This window comes from Mycolicibacterium parafortuitum (assembly GCF_002086815.1).
Lineage (GTDB): Bacteria > Actinomycetota > Actinomycetes > Mycobacteriales > Mycobacteriaceae > Mycobacterium > Mycobacterium parafortuitum.
Window position 1 is genome coordinate 12,406 of the sequence record NZ_MVID01000010.1, and the last position, 18,100, is coordinate 30,505.

Here is an 18,100-nt window from a genome sequence, read left to right on the forward strand (position 1 = left end):
TGCGCCCCCGGGAGATGTCGTCACGTGTCTGATAAGTCTCAGTCCCCGTCCGTTCCGCAGTTCGTCGACCGCCACATCGGGCCGGATCCGGCCGCCGTCGACACGCTGCTGAACACCATCGGGGTGAGCTCGCTCGACGAACTCGCCGCCAAGGCCCTGCCCGCGGGCATCCTGGACCCGCTCTCCGCCGACGGCGTCGCTCCCGGCCTCGAGCATCTTCCGCCCGCGGCCTCCGAACACGAGGCCCTCGCCGAGCTGCGCGCGCTGGCCGACTCCAACACCGTCGCGGTGTCGATGATCGGCCAGGGCTACTACGACACGCTGACCCCGCCGGTGCTGCGCCGCAACATCCTGGAGAACCCGGCCTGGTACACCGCCTATACGCCGTACCAGCCCGAGATCAGCCAGGGCCGGCTCGAGGCGCTGCTGAACTTCCAGACCGTGGTGACCGACCTGACCGGTCTGGAGGTCGCGAACGCGTCGATGCTCGACGAGGGCACCGCCGCCGCCGAGGCGATGACGCTGATGCACCGCGCGGTGCGCGGCCCGGCCAACACGCTGGCCGTGGACATCGACATCTACCCGCAGACCGCCGCGATCCTGGCGACCCGCGCCGAACCGCTCGGTATCGAGATCGTCACCGCCGATCTGCGCGACGGGCTGCCCGACGGGGAGTTCTTCGGCGCGATCGTCCAGTCGCCCGGCGCGAGCGGACGGATCACCGACTGGACGGCGCTGGTCGGGCAGGCCCACGAGCGCGGCGCGCTGGTGGCCGTCGGCGCCGACCTGCTCGCGGCCACGCTGATCACCCCGCCCGGCGAGATCGGCGCGGATGTCGCGTTCGGCACGACCCAGCGCTTCGGCGTCCCGATGGGCTTCGGCGGCCCGCACGCCGGTTACCTCGCGGTGCACTCCAAGCACGCACGGCAGCTGCCGGGCCGGCTGGTCGGGGTGTCGGTCGACGCCGACGGGTCGCCCGCGTACCGGCTCGCGCTGCAGACCCGTGAGCAGCACATTCGCCGCGACAAGGCCACCAGCAACATCTGCACCGCGCAGGTGCTGCTCGCGGTGATGGCGGCGATGTACGCCAGCTACCACGGCCCCGACGGGCTGCGCGCGATCGCGCAGCGCGTGCACGACAAGGCCCGCGCGATCGCCGCCGGACTCGCCGGCGCGGGCGTCGAGGTGGTGCACGACCGCTTCTTCGACACCGTGCTGGCCCGGGTGCCCGGCCGCGCCGAGCAGGTGCGCGCCGCCGCCAAGGAACGCGGCATCAACGTCTGGGTCGCCGACGTTGACCATGTCTCGGTGGCGTGCGACGAGGCCACCACCGACGCGATCGTCGCCGACGTGCTGGCCGCGTTCGGCGCGACCCCCGCGGCCGGCGACTTCGCGGGTCCGGCGATCCAGAACCGCACCTCGGAGTTCCTGACCCACCCGGCGTTCTCGAAGTACCGCACCGAGACGTCGATGATGCGCTACCTGCGCGCGCTCGCCGACAAGGACATCGCGCTGGACCGCAGCATGATCCCGCTGGGTTCCTGCACGATGAAGCTCAACGCGGCCGCCGAGATGGAGGCCATCACCTGGAGTGAGTTCGCCCGTCAGCATCCGTTCGCGCCCGCGTCGGACACGCCGGGGCTGCGCCGGCTGATCGCCGACCTGCAGTCCTGGCTGACCGGGATCACCGGCTATGACGAGATCTCGCTGCAGCCCAACGCCGGCTCACAGGGCGAGTACGCCGGGCTGCTGGCGATCCAGGCGTACCACAACGAGCGCGGAGACACCGGACGCACGGTGTGCCTGATCCCGTCGAGTGCGCACGGCACCAATGCGGCGTCGGCGGCGATGGTCGGAATGAAGGTCGTCGTCGTCGCGTGCCGGGCCAACGGGGACGTGGACCTCGACGACCTGCGCGCCAAGGTCGCCGAGCACGCCGACCGGCTCTCGGCGCTGATGATCACCTACCCGTCGACGCACGGTGTCTACGAGCACGACGTCGCCGAGATCTGCGCCGCGGTGCACGACGCGGGCGGCCAGGTCTACGTGGACGGCGCCAACCTCAACGCGCTGGTCGGACTCGCCCGGCCGGGCCGGTTCGGCGGCGATGTCAGCCACCTGAACCTGCACAAGACGTTCTGCATCCCGCACGGCGGCGGCGGCCCCGGCGTCGGCCCGGTCGCGGTGCGCGCACACCTGGCGCCGTACCTGCCCGGCCATCCGCTGGCCGCTGAGCTCTCGGATCGCCACACGGTGTCCGCGGCGCCGTACGGCTCGGCGTCGATCCTGCCGATCACCTGGGCCTACATCCGGATGATGGGTGCGGCCGGGCTGCGGTCGGCGACGCTGGTCGCGATCGCGTCGGCCAACTACATCGCGCGCCGCCTCGACGAGTACTACCCGGTGCTCTACACCGGCGAGAACGGCATGGTCGCCCACGAGTGCATCCTCGATCTGCGCGGCATCACCAAGGCCACCGGCGTCACGGTCGACGACGTCGCCAAGCGGCTCGCCGATTACGGCTTCCACGCCCCGACGATGAGCTTCCCGGTCGCCGGGACGTTGATGGTCGAGCCGACCGAGAGCGAGTCGCTGGCCGAGATCGACGCGTTCTGCGACGCGATGATCGCGATCCGCGCCGAGATCGACAAGGTCGGGTCGGGGGAGTGGCCGGTGGACGACAACCCGCTGCGCGGCGCCCCGCACACGGCCGAGTCCCTGCTCATCGACGAGTGGGCCCACCCCTACACCCGCGAGCAGGCGGCGTACCCGCTCGGCAAAGGTTTCCGTCCCAAGGTGTGGCCGCCGGTGCGGCGGATCGACGGTGCGTACGGCGACCGAAACCTGGTGTGCTCGTGTCCGCCCGTGGAGGCCTTCGCCTGACCGGGCGATAGGGTGACACGCATGCAGCCGAAGCTGTTCATCTTCCCGCACGCCGGAGGTACCCCGCAGTACTACCTGCCGTTCGCGAAGACGTTCGACACCGACATCAAGCGCACCGCGGTGCAGTACCCACGCCAGGGCGGTAAGCAGGACTTCACCGCGTTCACGAGCCTGCCCGCGGTCGCCGACGAGATCACCAAGATGGTGTCGCCGGAGAAAGACCACGGCGGGCCGGTGGTGTTCTTCGGGCACAGCATGGGTGGGCTGCTGGCGTTCGAGGTGGCCCGCCGGTTCGAGGCCGCCGGCCGTCCGATCACCGCGCTGTTCGTCTCGGCGGTGGCCGCCCCGGGGCTCGTCGGCTACGACGACATCCCTGACACGGACGAGGGATTGCTCGCCGCGGTCACGACGATCACCGGCGCCGATCCCGAGTTCATGAAGAACCCGGAGTTCGCTGCCGCGATTCTGCCGACGCTGCGCGGACTGAAGGCGATCGCCAACTACAGCTGCCCGGCAGAGGTGAAATTGTCCTGCCCGATCCACGCGTACTACGGGGACGACGACGAGATCGCGACCGCCGAGAAAGTTTTGCCGTGGGCGGAACGGACGACGGCCGAATTCACCGTCCGCGACTTCAAGGGGCATCACTTCTACCTCAACGACCATCTCTCAGAGGTGGTCCCCGACATCGAGGAGAAGGTCTGGTCGCGCCTGCGCGGATAGCCTTCCCGGCTGTGGGATTCGCCACATCGACGTGGCCTCCAGCTACCTCGCGAGCACATCTTCGTGCCGCACCGCGTCGCGGTGCGGCCATCGGGCCACACCACACCCGACCTGCTCCTTACTGGCGAGTCAGGTCTCTAATTGACCGAGGCGTGGATTTCTGGCAAACCCTTTACGGACGCGTCAAGACGAACGGAGCACTGTGTTCGGTGGTTTTCGGCGCGAACTCGCTCATGAGGCGGGCGATGTGTTGAGCAACGTAAAACTGACTAACTATGTGGGCCGTTCCGATTTCTGGCAAAACGCCGCGCAGCCGTCGAGTAACGGTTTGGACACACTCACCGATACACTTTCGGCGAAACTAGCCGCGAGCGGCTCGCTTCCCTCTGGCAAGCAACTCGTGGTTCAATCCATCGTTGGATTGCACGACATAGTTGGCGGGCCGGTGTTAGCCTTCGGGCGAGCGGGGGAATGTGCGGCCCTAGAGCTGTGAACTGGTTTGCCATCCACGGCAATGAAGCCGGGACACAGAAGATAGTGAAAGGACGACGTCGCCATGCCGTTGCTTGAGTCGACCATTCCTGGCCTGCTTGCCGATCGTGCACGCACGCAGCCCGACGATACTGCTTATACGTTCATCGATTATGACGTCGACCCCGCGGGTTACGCGGAGACGCTGACGTGGGCCCAGGTGCACCACCGGGTTCAGATCGTCGCCGAAGAGTTGCTGCGCCACGGCAACAAGGGCGACCGGGCCGCCATCCTGGCCCCCCAGGGACTCGAATACATCATTGCCTTCTACGGCGCGATGGCAGCCGGTTTCATCGCCGTGCCCCTGCCCGTACCCGCGATGGGCCAGCTCGACGAGCGGGTCAACGGCGCGCTGCGTGATTGCCAGCCGGTCGCCGTGCTGACCACCTCGGCGGTCGTCAACGACATCATGACCTACGTCGGAAACCTGCGCGGCGGCGTCTCGCCGGCCGTGATCGAGGTGGACGCGCTGGACTTCGACGCGCCGCAGACCCCGCAGATCAACGTCGGGCCGCTGCCCAAGACCGCCTATCTGCAGTACACCTCGGGCTCCACGCGCGCCCCGGCCGGCGTGATCATGACGCACAAGAACGTCATCGCGAACCTGGACCAGATCTTCACCGATTACATGTCCCACCGCGGTGGCGTGCCGCCGCAGGACACGACCATGGTGTCGTGGCTGCCCTTCTACCACGACATGGGCCTGATCCAGGGTGTCTTCGCGACGCTGCTGTGCCCGCCGGACCCGGATGTGCCGGACGCCACGTGGGGTAGGCCCGCCGTGCTGATGAGCCCGGTCGCGTTCCTGCAGAAGCCGGCCCGCTGGATCCAGCAGCTGGCGCTGAACACGCACTCGTGGTCGGCGGCGCCGAACTTCGCGTTCGAGCTGTCGGTGCGCCGGACCTCCGATGCCGACATGGAGGGCCTCGACCTCGCCGACGTGCTGGGCATCATCAGCGGCAGCGAGCGCATCCACTCCGCGACCATCCGCCGCTTCAACGAGCGCTTCGCCCAGTTCAACCTGCCCGACAGCACCGTCCGGCCGTCCTACGGGCTGGCCGAGGCCACGTTGTACGTGATCTCGGCGCCGACCGGGCACAAGCCGGCGACGGTGCGCTTCGACTACGAGAAGCTGTCGGCCGGCCACGCCGAGCGCTGCGGCACCGAATCGGGCACCGAGCTGGTCAGCTACGGCGCGCCGCGGTCGTCGACCGTGCGCATCGTCGATCCGGAGACCCGGATGGAGGCCCCCGACGGCAAGATCGGGGAGATCTGGGTGCACGGCGACCAGGTGGCCATGGGCTACTGGCGCAACCCGCAGCTGACCGAGCGCACCTTCGGCGGCGAGATCTCCGACCCGACCCCGGGCACCCCGACCGGCAACTGGCTGCGCACCGGCGACCTCGGCGTGATGTCCGAGGGTGAGATGTTCATCATCGGCCGCATCAAGGACCTGCTGATCGTCGACGGCCGCAACCACTACCCGGACGACATCGAGGCCACCATCCAGGAGATCACCGGCGGTCGTGTCGCGGCCGTGTCGGTCCTCGACGACACCAGCGAGCAGCTGGTCGCGATCGTGGAGATGAAGAAGAAGGGCGCCTCCGAGGCCGAGGCCCTGGACAAGCTGCGCGCCGTCAAGCGTGAGGTCGCCTCGGCGATCAAACGCTCGCACAGCCTGCGCGTCGCCGACCTGGTGCTCGTGGCACCCGGTTCCATCCCGATCACCACCAGCGGCAAGATCCGGCGCTCGGCCTGTGCGGACCGGTACCGCCTCGACGAGTTCAGCCGCCTGGACGTCACCACATGACCTCTGCGTTCGACGAGGACGCCATTCGGAACTGGTTGGTCGACTATCTGGTCACCAACATCGGATGTAGTCCAGACGAGATCGATCTCGATGCCCCACTGAACGATCTCGCCGTCGGATCCAGCGACGCCGTCGTGCTCACCGGTGAGCTCTCGGAGTTGCTGGGTCGAACCGTGTCTCCGGTCGAGTTCTGGCAGTACCCGACGATCAACGCGCTGGCCCGGTTCCTGACCGGCGGTGAGGTCGAGGCCGTCGCGGAGGTGTCGCCCACCCGCCGTGTCTCCGACGACGCGATCGCGGTCGTCGGACTCGGTGTGCGCTACCCCGGTGGCAGCGACGACATCCATGGCGCCGACGACCTGTGGGAGTTCCTCGTCGACGGCCGCTCCGCGGTCAGCCAGGTGCCGCCCAGCCGGTGGTCCTGGTACGACGACGGCTCCCCGGAGGGCGCCGCCGCGCTGGCCGGCACCACGCGCTGGGGTTCGTACCTGTCCGGCATCGACGAGTTCGACGCGGACTATTTCGAGATCTCGCCGAGCGAGGCCGACAAGATGGACCCTCAGCAGCGGCTGCTGCTGGAGATCACCCACGAGGCCCTCGAGCACGCCGGGATCCGGCCGGAGTCGCTGCGCCACACCCAGACCGGCGTGTTCGTCGGCGCATGCCTCGGCGAGTACGGCGTGATGGCGTCCAAGGAACTGGGCGAGGTCAACGCGTACTCCGGCACCGGAGGGGCGCTCAGCATCATCGCCAACCGGGTGTCCTACTACTACGACCTGCGCGGTCCGTCGGTCACGGTCGACACCGCGTGCTCGTCGTCGCTGGTCGCGATCCACCTCGCCTGCCAGAGCCTGCGCACCGGGGATTCCGACGTCGCGCTGGCCGGCGGCGTCAACGTGATCCTGTCGCCCGCGGTCACGCGCAGCTTCGACCAGGCCCAGGCGATGTCCCAGTCCGGCCGCTGCCACGCCTTCGACGCCCGCGCCGACGGTTTCGTGCGCGGCGAAGGCTGTGGTGTCGCGGTGCTCAAGCGGTTGTCCGACGCCCAGCGCGACGGCGACCGGGTGCTGGCCGTGGTCCGCGGGTCCGCGGTCAACCAGGACGGCCGGTCCAACGGTCTGATGGCGCCGAACCCCGCCGCGCAGATGGCGGTGCTGCGCTCGGCCTACGCGTCGGCCGGTGTCGAGACCCGCGAGGTGGACTACATCGAGGCGCACGGCACCGGGACGCTGCTCGGCGACCCGATCGAGGCGCGCGCTCTCGGCAGTGTGCTCGGCCGCGGCCGGTCCGCCGACGCGCCGCTGCTGATCGGCGCGATCAAGTCGAACCTCGGTCACACCGAGGCCGCCGCCGGGATCGCCGGCTTCGCCAAGACCGTGCTCGCGCTGCAGCACGGCCGCATCCCGGCCAACCTGGATTACCAGAACCCCAATCCGCACATCCCGTTCGACAACCTGCGGTTGAAGGTCGTCGACGAGATCACCGAGTGGGCGCCCGAGGGCCGTCCGCGCGTGGCAGGTGTGTCGTCGTTCGGCTTCGGCGGCACCAACGCCCACGTGGTGCTCGAGCAGGCGCCCGAGCAGGTCGAGTCGGACGTTTCCGCCGCCGAGCTGGTTCCGCCCGCGGTGACCACGCTGGTGGTGTCCGGTAAGTCGGCACAGCGCGTGGCGACCACCGCCGGAGCGCTCGCCGACTGGATGGACGGCGCGGGCGCCGACGTTCCGTTGCACCAGATCGCGCACTCCCTGAACCACCACCGCGCCCAGCACACCAAGTTCGCGACGGTGTGCAGCCGCGACCGGGCCGGTGCGCTCGCCGGGCTGCAGGCGCTGGCCGCCGGCCGTACCGCACCCGGGGTGGTCACCCCGCATCAGGGTGCCTGCCGTCCCGGAACGGTGTTCGTGTACTCCGGGCAGGGCTCGCAGTGGACGGGCATGGGACGCCGGCTGCTCGCCGACGAACCCGCGTTCGCCGCGGCGATCGCCGAGCTGGAACCGGTGTTCGTCGAACAGGTCGGCTTCTCGCTGCACCAGATCATCGCCGGCGGCCAGACCGTCACCGGCATCGACCGCATCCAGCCGGTACTCGTCGGCATGCAGCTGGCGCTGACCGAGCTGTGGCGCTCCTACGGGGTGCATCCCGACGCCGTCATCGGGCACTCGATGGGCGAGGTCGCCGCCTCGGTGGTGGCCGGCGCGCTGTCGGTGGCCGACGGGCTGAAGGTCATCGCGACCCGCTCCAAGCTGATGTCGCGGCTGTCCGGGCAGGGCGCGATGGCGCTCATCGAGCTCGACCCCGACGCCGCCACCGCGCTGATCGCCGACTACCCGGACGTCACGCTGGCGGTGTACGCATCGCCGCGCCAGACCGTGATCGCCGGCCCGCCGGATCAGGTGGACGCCGTCATCGCCGCGGTGTCGGCGCAGGACCGGCTGGCCCGGCGCATCGAGGTCGACGTGGCCTCGCACCACCCGACCATCGACCCGATCCTGCCCGAGCTGCGCGAGGCGCTGCGGGGGCTGCGGCCGATGGCGCCGAACATCCCGATCGTGATCACCACCCGGGAACACGACGGCCCCGAGCCGGTGTTCGACGCCGACTACTGGGTCGACAACCTGCGCAACCCGGTGCGGTTCGAGCAGGCCGTCACCGCCGCGGGCGCCGAGCTGGGCACCTTCGTCGAGGTCAGCCCGCACCCGCTGCTGACCTACGGCATCAGCGACACGCTGGGCACCACGCACCACCACGCCGTGCCGACGCTGCTGCGCGAGACCGAGGGCAAGGGCGACGACGCCGCTGATGAAACTCTGTCGTTCCACACGAACCTGAACAGCACGTTCACCAGCAAGCCGCCGGTCGCCGAGCACGGACCCGAACCGCACGTGTCGCTGCCCGCCACGCCGTGGCACCACACCAAGCACTGGGTCGCGCCCGCGACGTCGGACCGGCGCGGACCGTCGGCGCCGAGGCCGGGCACCCTGCTCGGGGACCTGACCTCGGTGGCCACCAGCCCTCCGACGCACCTGTGGCAGGCGCGGCTGGTGCGCGACGCGAAGCCGTACCCCGGTTTCCACCGCATCCAGGGTGTCGAGGTGGTGCCGATGTCGGTGTTGCTGCACACCCTGCTCGAGGCCGCTGCGGAGGCGAATGCGGCGGCCGGTGCGACCGCGCTGTCCGACATCCGCTTCGACCGTCCCGTCGTCGTGGACCAGTCGCAGGTGATCCAGGTGGTCGCCCACGGTGACTCGGTCACGATGGCGTCCGCGGCAGGCGCCGACGCCGCGGCGAACCGCTGGGTGCGCCACGCCGTCGGCCGGATCGCCGCGACGCGACCGGTCATCGACACACCTGACTCGGACACCACCGATGTCGACGTCACGGATGCCACCGACTACGACCGGTCGACCGTCGAAGCGCTCCAAGCCACGTGGGGCGTCGAAGGCCAGCCCTTCCCGTGGAGCATCGAGAGCTGCCGCGCCACCCGCGACGGTGTGGTCGCCACGGTCCGCTGGCAGGACGGGTCCGCGGTCGCGCTTCTCGACGCCGCGGTGCAGGTCGCGCGCCTCGCCGACATCGACGACGCGCGTCTGCTCGTCCCGGCCGGCGTGGACGGCCTGTCCGCGGCCGGTGAACTCACCGGGTCGACCGGAACCGTCGCGGTCCGGCGCCGCCGGCACGGTGGCGAGACGCCCGGGGACCTGGTGCTCGACGTGTCGGTCACCGTGCCCGACGACAGCTTCAGGGTGGACATCGCCGGACTGCGCTACGTCGACGTCCAGGCCGGACCGTCCGAGTCCGCACCCGCGGACCCGCGGTCGGTGGCCCACCAGCTCGCCTGGCAGCCGTGGACCGCGCCGTCGACCACCGCCGCGGGCGCCACGGTCGCGGTGCTCGGCAGCGGGCCCACCGCGGTCGCGCTGCGCGACGGGCTGCTGGCCAACGGATTCACCGCGGCCGACGAGGCGAGCGCACAGACCGTGCTGTACGTGCCCGACGCCGATCCGGCCGACGAGAACGACCTCGCCGCCGCGGCCCGCCACTCCGGAGAGGTGGCCGCGCTGGTCACCCGGCTGGCCGGCCGCGCGGACGAGCACCGGCTGTGGATCGTCACCGAAGGGGTGCGCGACGCCGAGACCGGCGAGTCGCTGCGGCAGAGCTGCCTGTGGGGGATCGCCGGCGTCGTCGGCGCCGAACAACCCCAGCTGTGGGGCGGTCTGGTGGACATCACCGCGGGCGACCCGCTCGATGCGGTCGCCAGCGCGCTCGCGACGGTTCTGCCCGCCGCGGCGAAGTCGGTGCTGTCGCTGCGCGGCGGCGAGTTCTTCGCCCCGGAGCTGGCCCCGATCACGGCCGACCCGGTGCGGGAGCCGCTGCGCTGCCGCCCCGACGGCGCCTACCTGATCACCGGCGGTCTCGGTGCGCTCGGTCTGGTCACCGCCGACTGGCTCGCCGACCGTGGCGCCCGGCGCGTCATCCTGGCCGGCCGCACGGCGCTGCCGCCGCGGCGGCAGTGGGACGCCGACGATCTCGACGCCGACATGCGGCAGAAGATCGCCGCGGTGCGCGCGCTGGAGGGTCGCGGCGTCGCCGTCGAACTCGCGCCGCTGGACATCGGGTCGCGCGACGCCGTCGAGGCGTGGCTGGCGCGGCGCGACGAACAGGGCGCGCCGCCGGTGCGCGGTGTCGTGCACGGTGCCGGGCTGACCGACAGCCAGTTGCTGACCGACATCGACGACGAGCGGTTGCGCCGCACGCTGTGGCCGAAGGTCGCGGGCGCGCAGGTGCTGCACGAGGTGTTCCCGGTCGACACCGTCGACTTCATGTACCTGACCGCATCGGCGGGCACCGTGTTCGGCGTCCCCGGGCAAGGCGCGTACGCCGCGGGCAACGCATACCTCGACGGCCTGGCCCGCGCGCGGGCCAGGCAGGGCGGCGTGACGGCGAGCCTGGACTGGGTCGCCTGGCGCGGGCTGGGATTCGGCTCCGACGCCCAGGTCGTCATCGACGAGCTGGAACGGCAGGGTTCCCGCCCGGTCACACCGGCCGAGGCGTTCGCCGCATGGGAGTACGCGAGCCGGTTCGACGTCGCCCACGTGGTCATGGCGCCGACGCTGGCCGACGGGGACAGCGGCGAATCCGAGGACACCGAGGCCCGCGCGCCGGAGCGGAACTGGTCGCAGATGCCGGCCGAGGACGTGCTGGCCGAGCTGGAGAACGGCCTGCGCGCAATCCTGGCCACCGAGCTGAGGATCTCCGACGACGAGGTGGACTCCGACCGGCCGCTGGCCGAGATGGGCCTGAACTCGGTGATGGCGATGTCGATCCGCCGCGAGGTGGAACGGCTGGCCGGTATCGAACTGTCGGCGACGATGCTGTGGAACTACCCGACCATCGGCGCGCTGGCCGCTTACCTGGCCGAGAAGGTGGCGCCGCAGGCACAGGCGGGTGGAGACACCGGTGACGGCGCGGGCGATGACGACGATTCAGGCGGCAGCCTGCTCGATTCGCTGTTCGACAGCGTCGAGAACTGAAATTTCTCAAATCGGGCTCTCAGGAGAGACCATGTCGGGGGCATCGCGTTTGGGTTGAGTAGTGGACATGAAGGTGGGAGTGGATGTTGGGAGCGATTCTGTGATGGCCGACTCGGTGACACTGTCTGAAACATCCATCCCGGCGATACTCGCCGCACGCGCGCAGACGCAACCGGATGACATCGCCTACACGTTCGTCGACTACGAGGCCGACCCGTCCGGCCCCTCGGAGAGCCTGACCTGGTCCGAGGTGCACGAGCGGGTGCAGATCGTCGCCGAGAAGCTCGCCACGCTGGGCTCGCCGGGCGACCGTGCCGTGATCCTGGCGCCGCAGAGCCTGGAGTACATCGTCGGCTTCCTCGGCGCCATCGCCGCCGGCTTCATCGCGGTGCCGCTGTCCATGCCGCAGACCCGCCACCACGACGAGCGGGTGACCGGTGCGATGGCCGACTCGACGCCGGTGGTCGTGCTGACCACGTCCGCGGTCGTCGACGACGTCCGCAAATACGGGCAGGCCGACCCGAAGCAGCGGCCGCCGAAGTTCCTCGAGGTCGACACCCTCGACTTCGACTCGCCGCCCAAGAGCGCGGCGCCGGCATCGCTGCCCAAGACCGCCTACCTGCAGTACACGTCGGGTTCGACCCGGCGTCCCGCCGGTGTGGTGGTGACCCACAAGAACGTCGCGACCAACCTCAAGCAGCTGCTCACCGACTACTACGAGAGCTACCCGGACGGTCCGCCGGCGGATACCACGATCGTGTCGTGGCTGCCCTTCTATCACGACATGGGCCTGATCGTCGGGGTGTTCATCCCGATGACGCTGGGCCGTCCCGCGGTGCTGATGAGCCCCGTCGCGTTCATGATGAAGCCGGCCCGCTGGATGCAGCAGCTGGGCTCGCATCCGAGCGCGTTCACCGCCGCCCCGAACTTCGCGTTCGAACTCGCCGTCAAGCGCACCACCGACGAGGACCTCGCGGGCAAGGACCTCAGCAGCGTCGTGGTGATGATCAACGGCGCCGAACGGGTGCACGGCAGCACCGTGCGCCGCTTCAACGAGCGTTTCGCCGCGTTCGGGTTGCCGGCCGCCGCGATGCGGCCGTCGTACGGCCTGGCCGAGGCCACCGTGTACGTCGCGGCCTCGGCGGGCGGCCGCCCGCCCACCTCGGTGCGCTTCGACACCGAGAAGCTGGCCGCCGGGCACGCCGAGCCCTCGGATGAGAATTCGGCCTCGGCCGGCACCGAGCTGATCGGCTGCGGTGCGCCGCGCTCGACGACGGCGCGCGTGGTCGACCCGGACACGGCCGTCGAGAACCCGGCGGGCAAGATCGGCGAGATCTGGCTGCACGGCGAGCACGTCGCGGCCGGCTACTGGCACAACCCGCAGCTGTCGGAGTTGTTCGCCGCACAGCTCACCGAACCCACCGCGGGCACCCCGAAGGGGCCGTGGCTGCGCACCGGCGACCTCGGTGTGATGTTCGACGACGAGCTCTACATCATCGGCCGGATCAAGGACCTGCTGATCGTCGACGGGCGTAACCACTATCCCGACGACATCGAGGCGACGGTCGCCGAGTACACCGGCGGCCGGGTCGCCGCGGTATCGGTTCTCGACGACGCCACCGAGCGGCTGGTCGTGATCGCCGAGCTGAAGAAGCAGGTCGAGCCGACCGCGGCGAGCCGCGAATTGGCCGATGCGCTGGATGCGCTCAAGCAGCAGGTCACCGCCGCGATCTCGCAGACGCACAGCGTGCGGCTGTCCGACTTCGTGCTGGTGCCGCCCGGTTCGCTGCCGCTGACCACCAGCGGCAAGGTGCGCCGCGCGTCCAGCGTCGAGCTGTACCGCAACGACAAGTTCAGCCGACTGGACGCCACTACATGACCTCAGCCCTCGACGAGGCTGCTGTTCGTCGGTGGTTGGTCGACTATCTGGTCGCGAACAACGGTTGCAGTCCCGCAGACATCGAGCGCGGCGCGTCGATGCACGACCTCGGCGTGGGCTCGCGCGACGCCGTCGTGCTCACCGGCGTGCTGTCGGAGTTCCTCGGCAGGCCGGTGTCGCCGGTGGACTTCTGGCAGTACCCGACCGTGGACTCGCTGGCGAAGTTCCTGACCGGCGGTGAGGTCGAACCCATCGAGGTCGGTGGCGCCGCCGGCGCCCGGCCCGCCGGGCTCGACGAGCCGATCGCGGTGATCGGGCTGGGTTGCCGGTTCCCGGGGGGACCGGATCTCGACGGCAACATCGAAGGACCGGACGCGTACTGGGACTTCCTGACCGAGGGCCGCTCGTCGGTGCGAGAGGTGCCCGAGGACCGCTGGACGTGGCTCGACGACGGCACCCCCGAAGGGTCCGCGGCGCTGGCCGCGACCACGAAGTGGGGCTCGTATCTGCGCGACCTCGACGCGTTCGACGCCGAGTTCTTCGAGGTCATCCCGCGCGAGGCCGCCCGGATGGACCCGCAGCAGCGGCTGCTGCTGGAGGTCACCCACGAGGCGCTCGAACACGCCGGCATCCCGGCGGACTCACTGGCCGAGACCCGCACCGGCGTGTTCGCCGGGGCGGGGGCCGGCGACTACGGGCAGATGGGTGCGACCGATCTGGCCGGCCTGGACGCCTGGTACGGCACCGGCAGCTCGATCAGCATCATCGCCAACCGGGTGTCCTACTACTTCGACCTGCGCGGGCCGTCGGTCACGATCGACACCGCGTGCTCGTCGTCGCTGGTCGCCATCCATCTGGCCGCCCAGAGCCTGCGCACCGGCGATTCGGACCTGGCGCTGGCCGCCGGGGTGAACCTGCTGCTGTCACCGGCGGGCACCCGCAGCCTGGACCAGGCCGAGGCGATGTCGCCGACGGGGCAGTGCCACGCGTTCGACGCCGCCGCCGACGGTTTCGTGCGCGGCGAGGGCTGCGGGGTCGCGGTGCTCAAGCGGTTGTCCGACGCCCTGCGTGACGGGGACCGGGTGCTCGCGGTGATCCGCGGGTCCGCGGTCAACCAGGACGGCCGGTCCAACGGGTTGATGGCGCCGAACCCGTCGGCGCAGATCGCGGTGCTGCGGGCCGCGTACGCCGCCGCCGGGGTGAACCCGCGCGAGGTCGACTACGTCGAGGCGCACGGCACGGGCACGCTGCTCGGCGATCCGATCGAGGCGCGCGCGCTGGGCACCGTGCTCGGCAAGGGCCGCGCCGCGGATGCACCGCTGCTGATCGGCGCCGTGAAGACGAACCTGGGCCACCTGGAGGCCGCCGCGGGTATCGCCGGGTTCGCCAAGGCGGTGCTGGCGTTGCAGCACCACCGGATCCCTGGCAACCGCGGCTACCAGAGCCCGAACCCGCACATCCCGTTCGACAAGCTGCGCCTGCGGGTCGTCGACGAGCACACCGACTGGGCCCCGGCGGGCAGGCCCCGGCGCGCCGGGATCTCGTCGTTCGGGTTCGGCGGCACGAACGCCCACGTGGTCATCGAGCAGGCCCCGGTGCTGCCGCCCGTCCAGGACGAGGATCCGGACGACGCGGTGACGACGCTGGTGGTGTCGGGTAAGTCGGCCGAGCGCATCGCCGCGCAGGCCGCGTCGCTGGCCGCCTGGATGGACGGCTCCGACATATCGCTGGCCGACGTCGCCCACACCCTGAACCACCACCGCTCCCAGCACCCGAAGTTCGCGACCGTCGTGGCGCGCGACAAGGCCGCCGCGATCGCCGGGCTGACCGACTTGGCGGCTGGGCAGTCCGCGCCGGGCGTGGTGCCCGCGCCGGCGGGCACGCCGAAGCCGGGCACCGTGTTCGTCTACTCGGGACAGGGCTCGCAGTGGCCCGGGATGGCGCGCCGGCTGCTCACCGACGAACCCGCGTTCGCCCGGGCGATCGACGAGATCGAGCCGTTGTTCGCCGAGCACGTGGGCTTCTCGTTGCGCGACATCCTCGCCGACGGCGCGGAGGTGCACGGCGACGCGCAGGTGCAGCCGGTGCTGATGGGGCTGCAGCTGGCGCTGACCGAGCTGTGGCGCTCGCACGGGGTGCATCCCGACGCGGTGATCGGGCACTCGATGGGCGAGGTCACCGCGGCCGTCGTGGCCGGCGCGCTCAGCGTGGCCGACGGGCTGAAGGTGATCGCGGCGCGGTCGTCGATCATGTCGCGGCTGGCCGGACGGGGCGCGGTCGCTCTGCTGCACGTCGAGGCCGACGAGTGCGAGGCGCTGATCGCCGGGCAGCCGAGCGTCGAGATCGCCGGCTATCTGTCGCCGCGCCAGACCGTGATCGCGGGGCTGCCCGATGAGGTCGACGCCGTCATCGCGACCGTCACGTCGCTGAACACGTTCGCCCGCCGGGTGAACATGGTGGTGGCCTCCCACACCGCGCTGATGGAGCCGGTGCTCGGCGACCTCAGGACGGCACTGACCGGGGTCGAACCCAACGTGCCGACGCTGCCGTTCCTGTCCACCGTCGCCGAACCGCATCCGACCCCGGTACTCGACGCCGACTACTGGGTGGCCAACGTGCGCCGCCCGGTGAGGTTCAGCCAGGCCGTCGCCGCCGCGGCGGCCGAGCACGGCACCTTCGTCGAGATCACCCCGCACTCGATCCTCGGGCAGGCGATCCGCGACAACCTCGACGATTCCCCCGAGTACCGCGTGCTGGGCACCCTGGCCCGCGACACCGACGACACGGTCGCGTTCCGCGCGAGCCTGAACGCGACCCACACGTCGCGTCCGCCGCACACCCCGCACGGACCGGAACCGCACGCCGTGCTGCCGACCACGCCGTGGCACCACACCCGGCACTGGGTCGACGTCCGCGCGCCGCGCCGCGGCGGGGGAGCGCGCCCCGGCGCGCTGCCACCCGGCAGCCAGGTGCCGCCCCAGTGGTTCTGCGACCTCACCTGGCCGGTCAAACCCCTTGCCGGACAGCTGGATTCGGTGACCGGCACGCGGTGGCTGGTGGTCGGCGACGACGAGCTGGCGGCCGAGATGAGCGCGCTGGGCGCGACGGTCACCACCGGCGGCCCGGCCGATCTCGGCGACGCGACGCATGTGCTCTACGCGCCTGCGGTCAGCGACGAACTCGGCTACGAACTGTTCGAGACCGGCCGCACGCTCGCGACCACCGCGGCCAAGGCCGCCACCGGGTCCGGGACGGCGCCGCGGCTGTACCTGCTGACCCGCAACGCGCAGCCGGTCGAGATCGGCGACCGCGCGGATGCCGCACAGGCCGTGCTGTGGGGCCTCGGCCGCACACTGGCGCTGGAACACCCCGAGATCTGGGGGTTGGTCATCGACGCCGATGCCTCGGTGCCCGCGGTCGTCGCGGCACGCTGGGTGCTCGCCGAAGCCCACGCCGGCGACGGCGAGGACCAGGTCGTCTACCGCGCGGGCACCCGCCGGGTGGCCCGGTTGGTGCATGCGCTTCCGCCCGCGCCCACCGGTGCAACGACGCTCGATCCCGACGGCTCGCACCTGGTCGTCGGCGCCACCGGCAACATCGGCCCCGGGCTGATCGAACAGCTCGCGGCGATGGGCGCCAAGACCGTCGTCGCGGTGTCCCGCAACCCGGGTGACCGCCTCGCCGAGCTGACCGCGCGGTTGGCCGCGACCGGCACGACGGTGGTGACCGCGGCCGCCGACGCCGCCGACGAGGCGTCGCTGCGCGCCGTGTTCGACCGGTTCGGCGCCGATCTGCCCCCGCTGAAGGGCGTGTACCTGGCGGCGATGAGCGGCGGTCCGGTCACCCTCGACGAGATGACCCGCGACGACGTGGTCGCGATGTTCCGGCCCAAGATGGATGCGGCTGTCGCCGCGCACAATCTGTCGCTGCGGCATCCGGTCGAGCAGTTCGTGCTGTTCTCGTCGATCTCGGGAGTGCTCGGGTCGCGCTGGCTCGCGCACTACGCCGCGACCACCACCTTCCTCGGCACCTTCGCGTTCGCGCGCCGCGCCGCCGGCCTGCCCGCGGTGGCGATCGACTGGGGGCTGTGGAAGTCGCTGGCCGACGTGCAGACCGGGTTCGAGGCCCAGGCGACCCAGGAGTCGGGACTGACCCCGATGGAGGACGACGTCGCGATCACCGCGCTGCGGTCGTTCATCGGCCCGCAGGCCCCGGCCCGCGCCACCGTGGTCGCGGCGGACTGGCAGCGGCTGGCCGCGGCGTATCACACCCGCGCACAGCTGCACATCCTCGACGACCTGCTCGCCGAAGAAGCTCCCGCAGCTGCGCTGACCGGTGACACGAAGTTTCGCCAGGAGCTCAGGGAGACCGAGCAGGCGCGGCGCGTGGAACTGCTCACCGATTTCGTGATCTCGCAGGTCGCGGCCGCCATGGGGCTGAAATCGGCCCACACGCTCGACCCGACGGTCGGATTCTTCCAATTCGGAATGGATTCGCTGATGAGCGTAACGTTGCAGCGCTCGCTGAGCGAAAGCCTCGGCGAGGCGCTGCCCGCCTCGGTCGTGTTCGACTACCCGACCGTGGAAGCGCTCACCGAATATCTGGCGTCGGTGCTGCCTGAGATAATCGAGACCGCCGGTACCCAGGGTGGGGAAGTCATCAGCGACGCGGCTGATGACATGTACGACGACCTCGCCGAAGAAGAGCTGCTGGCGAGACTGTCGGAAAGATTGAGTTGACTGA

General features: G+C 70.7%; 6 protein-coding genes. All 6 read left to right on the forward strand.

All coding sequences use genetic code 11. The features are described 5' to 3' along the window. The first annotated feature begins 24 nt into the window (after nt 1-24). The 6 genes from gcvP (at nt 25) to BST38_RS13185 (ending at nt 18,096) form a co-directional block, all read left to right on the forward strand. Nucleotides 25-2,883 (forward strand): aminomethyl-transferring glycine dehydrogenase, encoded by a 2,859-nt coding sequence (gene gcvP, locus BST38_RS13160; RefSeq protein WP_083143775.1) that lies wholly within the window; start codon nt 25-27, stop codon nt 2,881-2,883. A 21-nt stretch (nt 2,884-2,904) separates the two neighbouring features. Further along, entirely contained in the window at nt 2,905-3,606 is a 702-nt protein-coding gene (locus BST38_RS13165; RefSeq protein ID WP_083143776.1) for a thioesterase II family protein, read from the forward strand. Nucleotides 3,607-4,162: 556 nt separating this feature from the next. Further along, complete coding sequence (locus BST38_RS13170) at nt 4,163-5,947, forward strand: AMP-binding protein (protein ID WP_083143777.1); 1,785 nt, start codon at nt 4,163-4,165, stop codon at nt 5,945-5,947. Then, nucleotides 5,944-11,478, forward strand: a complete 5,535-nt coding sequence (locus BST38_RS13175) for a type I polyketide synthase (protein ID WP_083143778.1) — start codon at nt 5,944-5,946, stop codon at nt 11,476-11,478. The genes BST38_RS13170 and BST38_RS13175 overlap by 4 nt, the downstream gene beginning before the upstream one ends. A 103-nt stretch (nt 11,479-11,581) precedes the next feature. Further along, nucleotides 11,582-13,357, forward strand: a complete 1,776-nt coding sequence (locus BST38_RS13180) for an AMP-binding protein (RefSeq protein ID WP_083143779.1) — start codon at nt 11,582-11,584, stop codon at nt 13,355-13,357. Continuing rightward, the gene (locus BST38_RS13185) at nt 13,354-18,096 is read left to right on the forward strand and encodes a type I polyketide synthase (RefSeq protein ID WP_083143780.1); all 4,743 of its coding nucleotides are present in this window, start codon (nt 13,354-13,356) and stop codon (nt 18,094-18,096) included. Before BST38_RS13180 ends, BST38_RS13185 begins: the two co-directional genes overlap by 4 nt. Nucleotides 18,097-18,100: the final 4 nt, after the last annotated feature.

Bases quoted from the DNA above. Each gene is read 5' to 3' on its own strand.
- BST38_RS13165 (WP_083143776.1), top strand. From the start codon at position 2,905: ATGCAGCCGAAGCTGTTCATCTTCCCGCACGCCGGAGGTACCCCGCAG.
- BST38_RS13170 (WP_083143777.1), top strand. From the start codon at position 4,163: ATGCCGTTGCTTGAGTCGACCATTCCTGGCCTGCTTGCCGATCGTGCA.
- BST38_RS13175 (WP_083143778.1), top strand. From the start codon at position 5,944: ATGACCTCTGCGTTCGACGAGGACGCCATTCGGAACTGGTTGGTCGAC.
- BST38_RS13180 (WP_083143779.1), top strand. From the start codon at position 11,582: ATGGCCGACTCGGTGACACTGTCTGAAACATCCATCCCGGCGATACTC.
- BST38_RS13185 (WP_083143780.1), top strand. From the start codon at position 13,354: ATGACCTCAGCCCTCGACGAGGCTGCTGTTCGTCGGTGGTTGGTCGAC.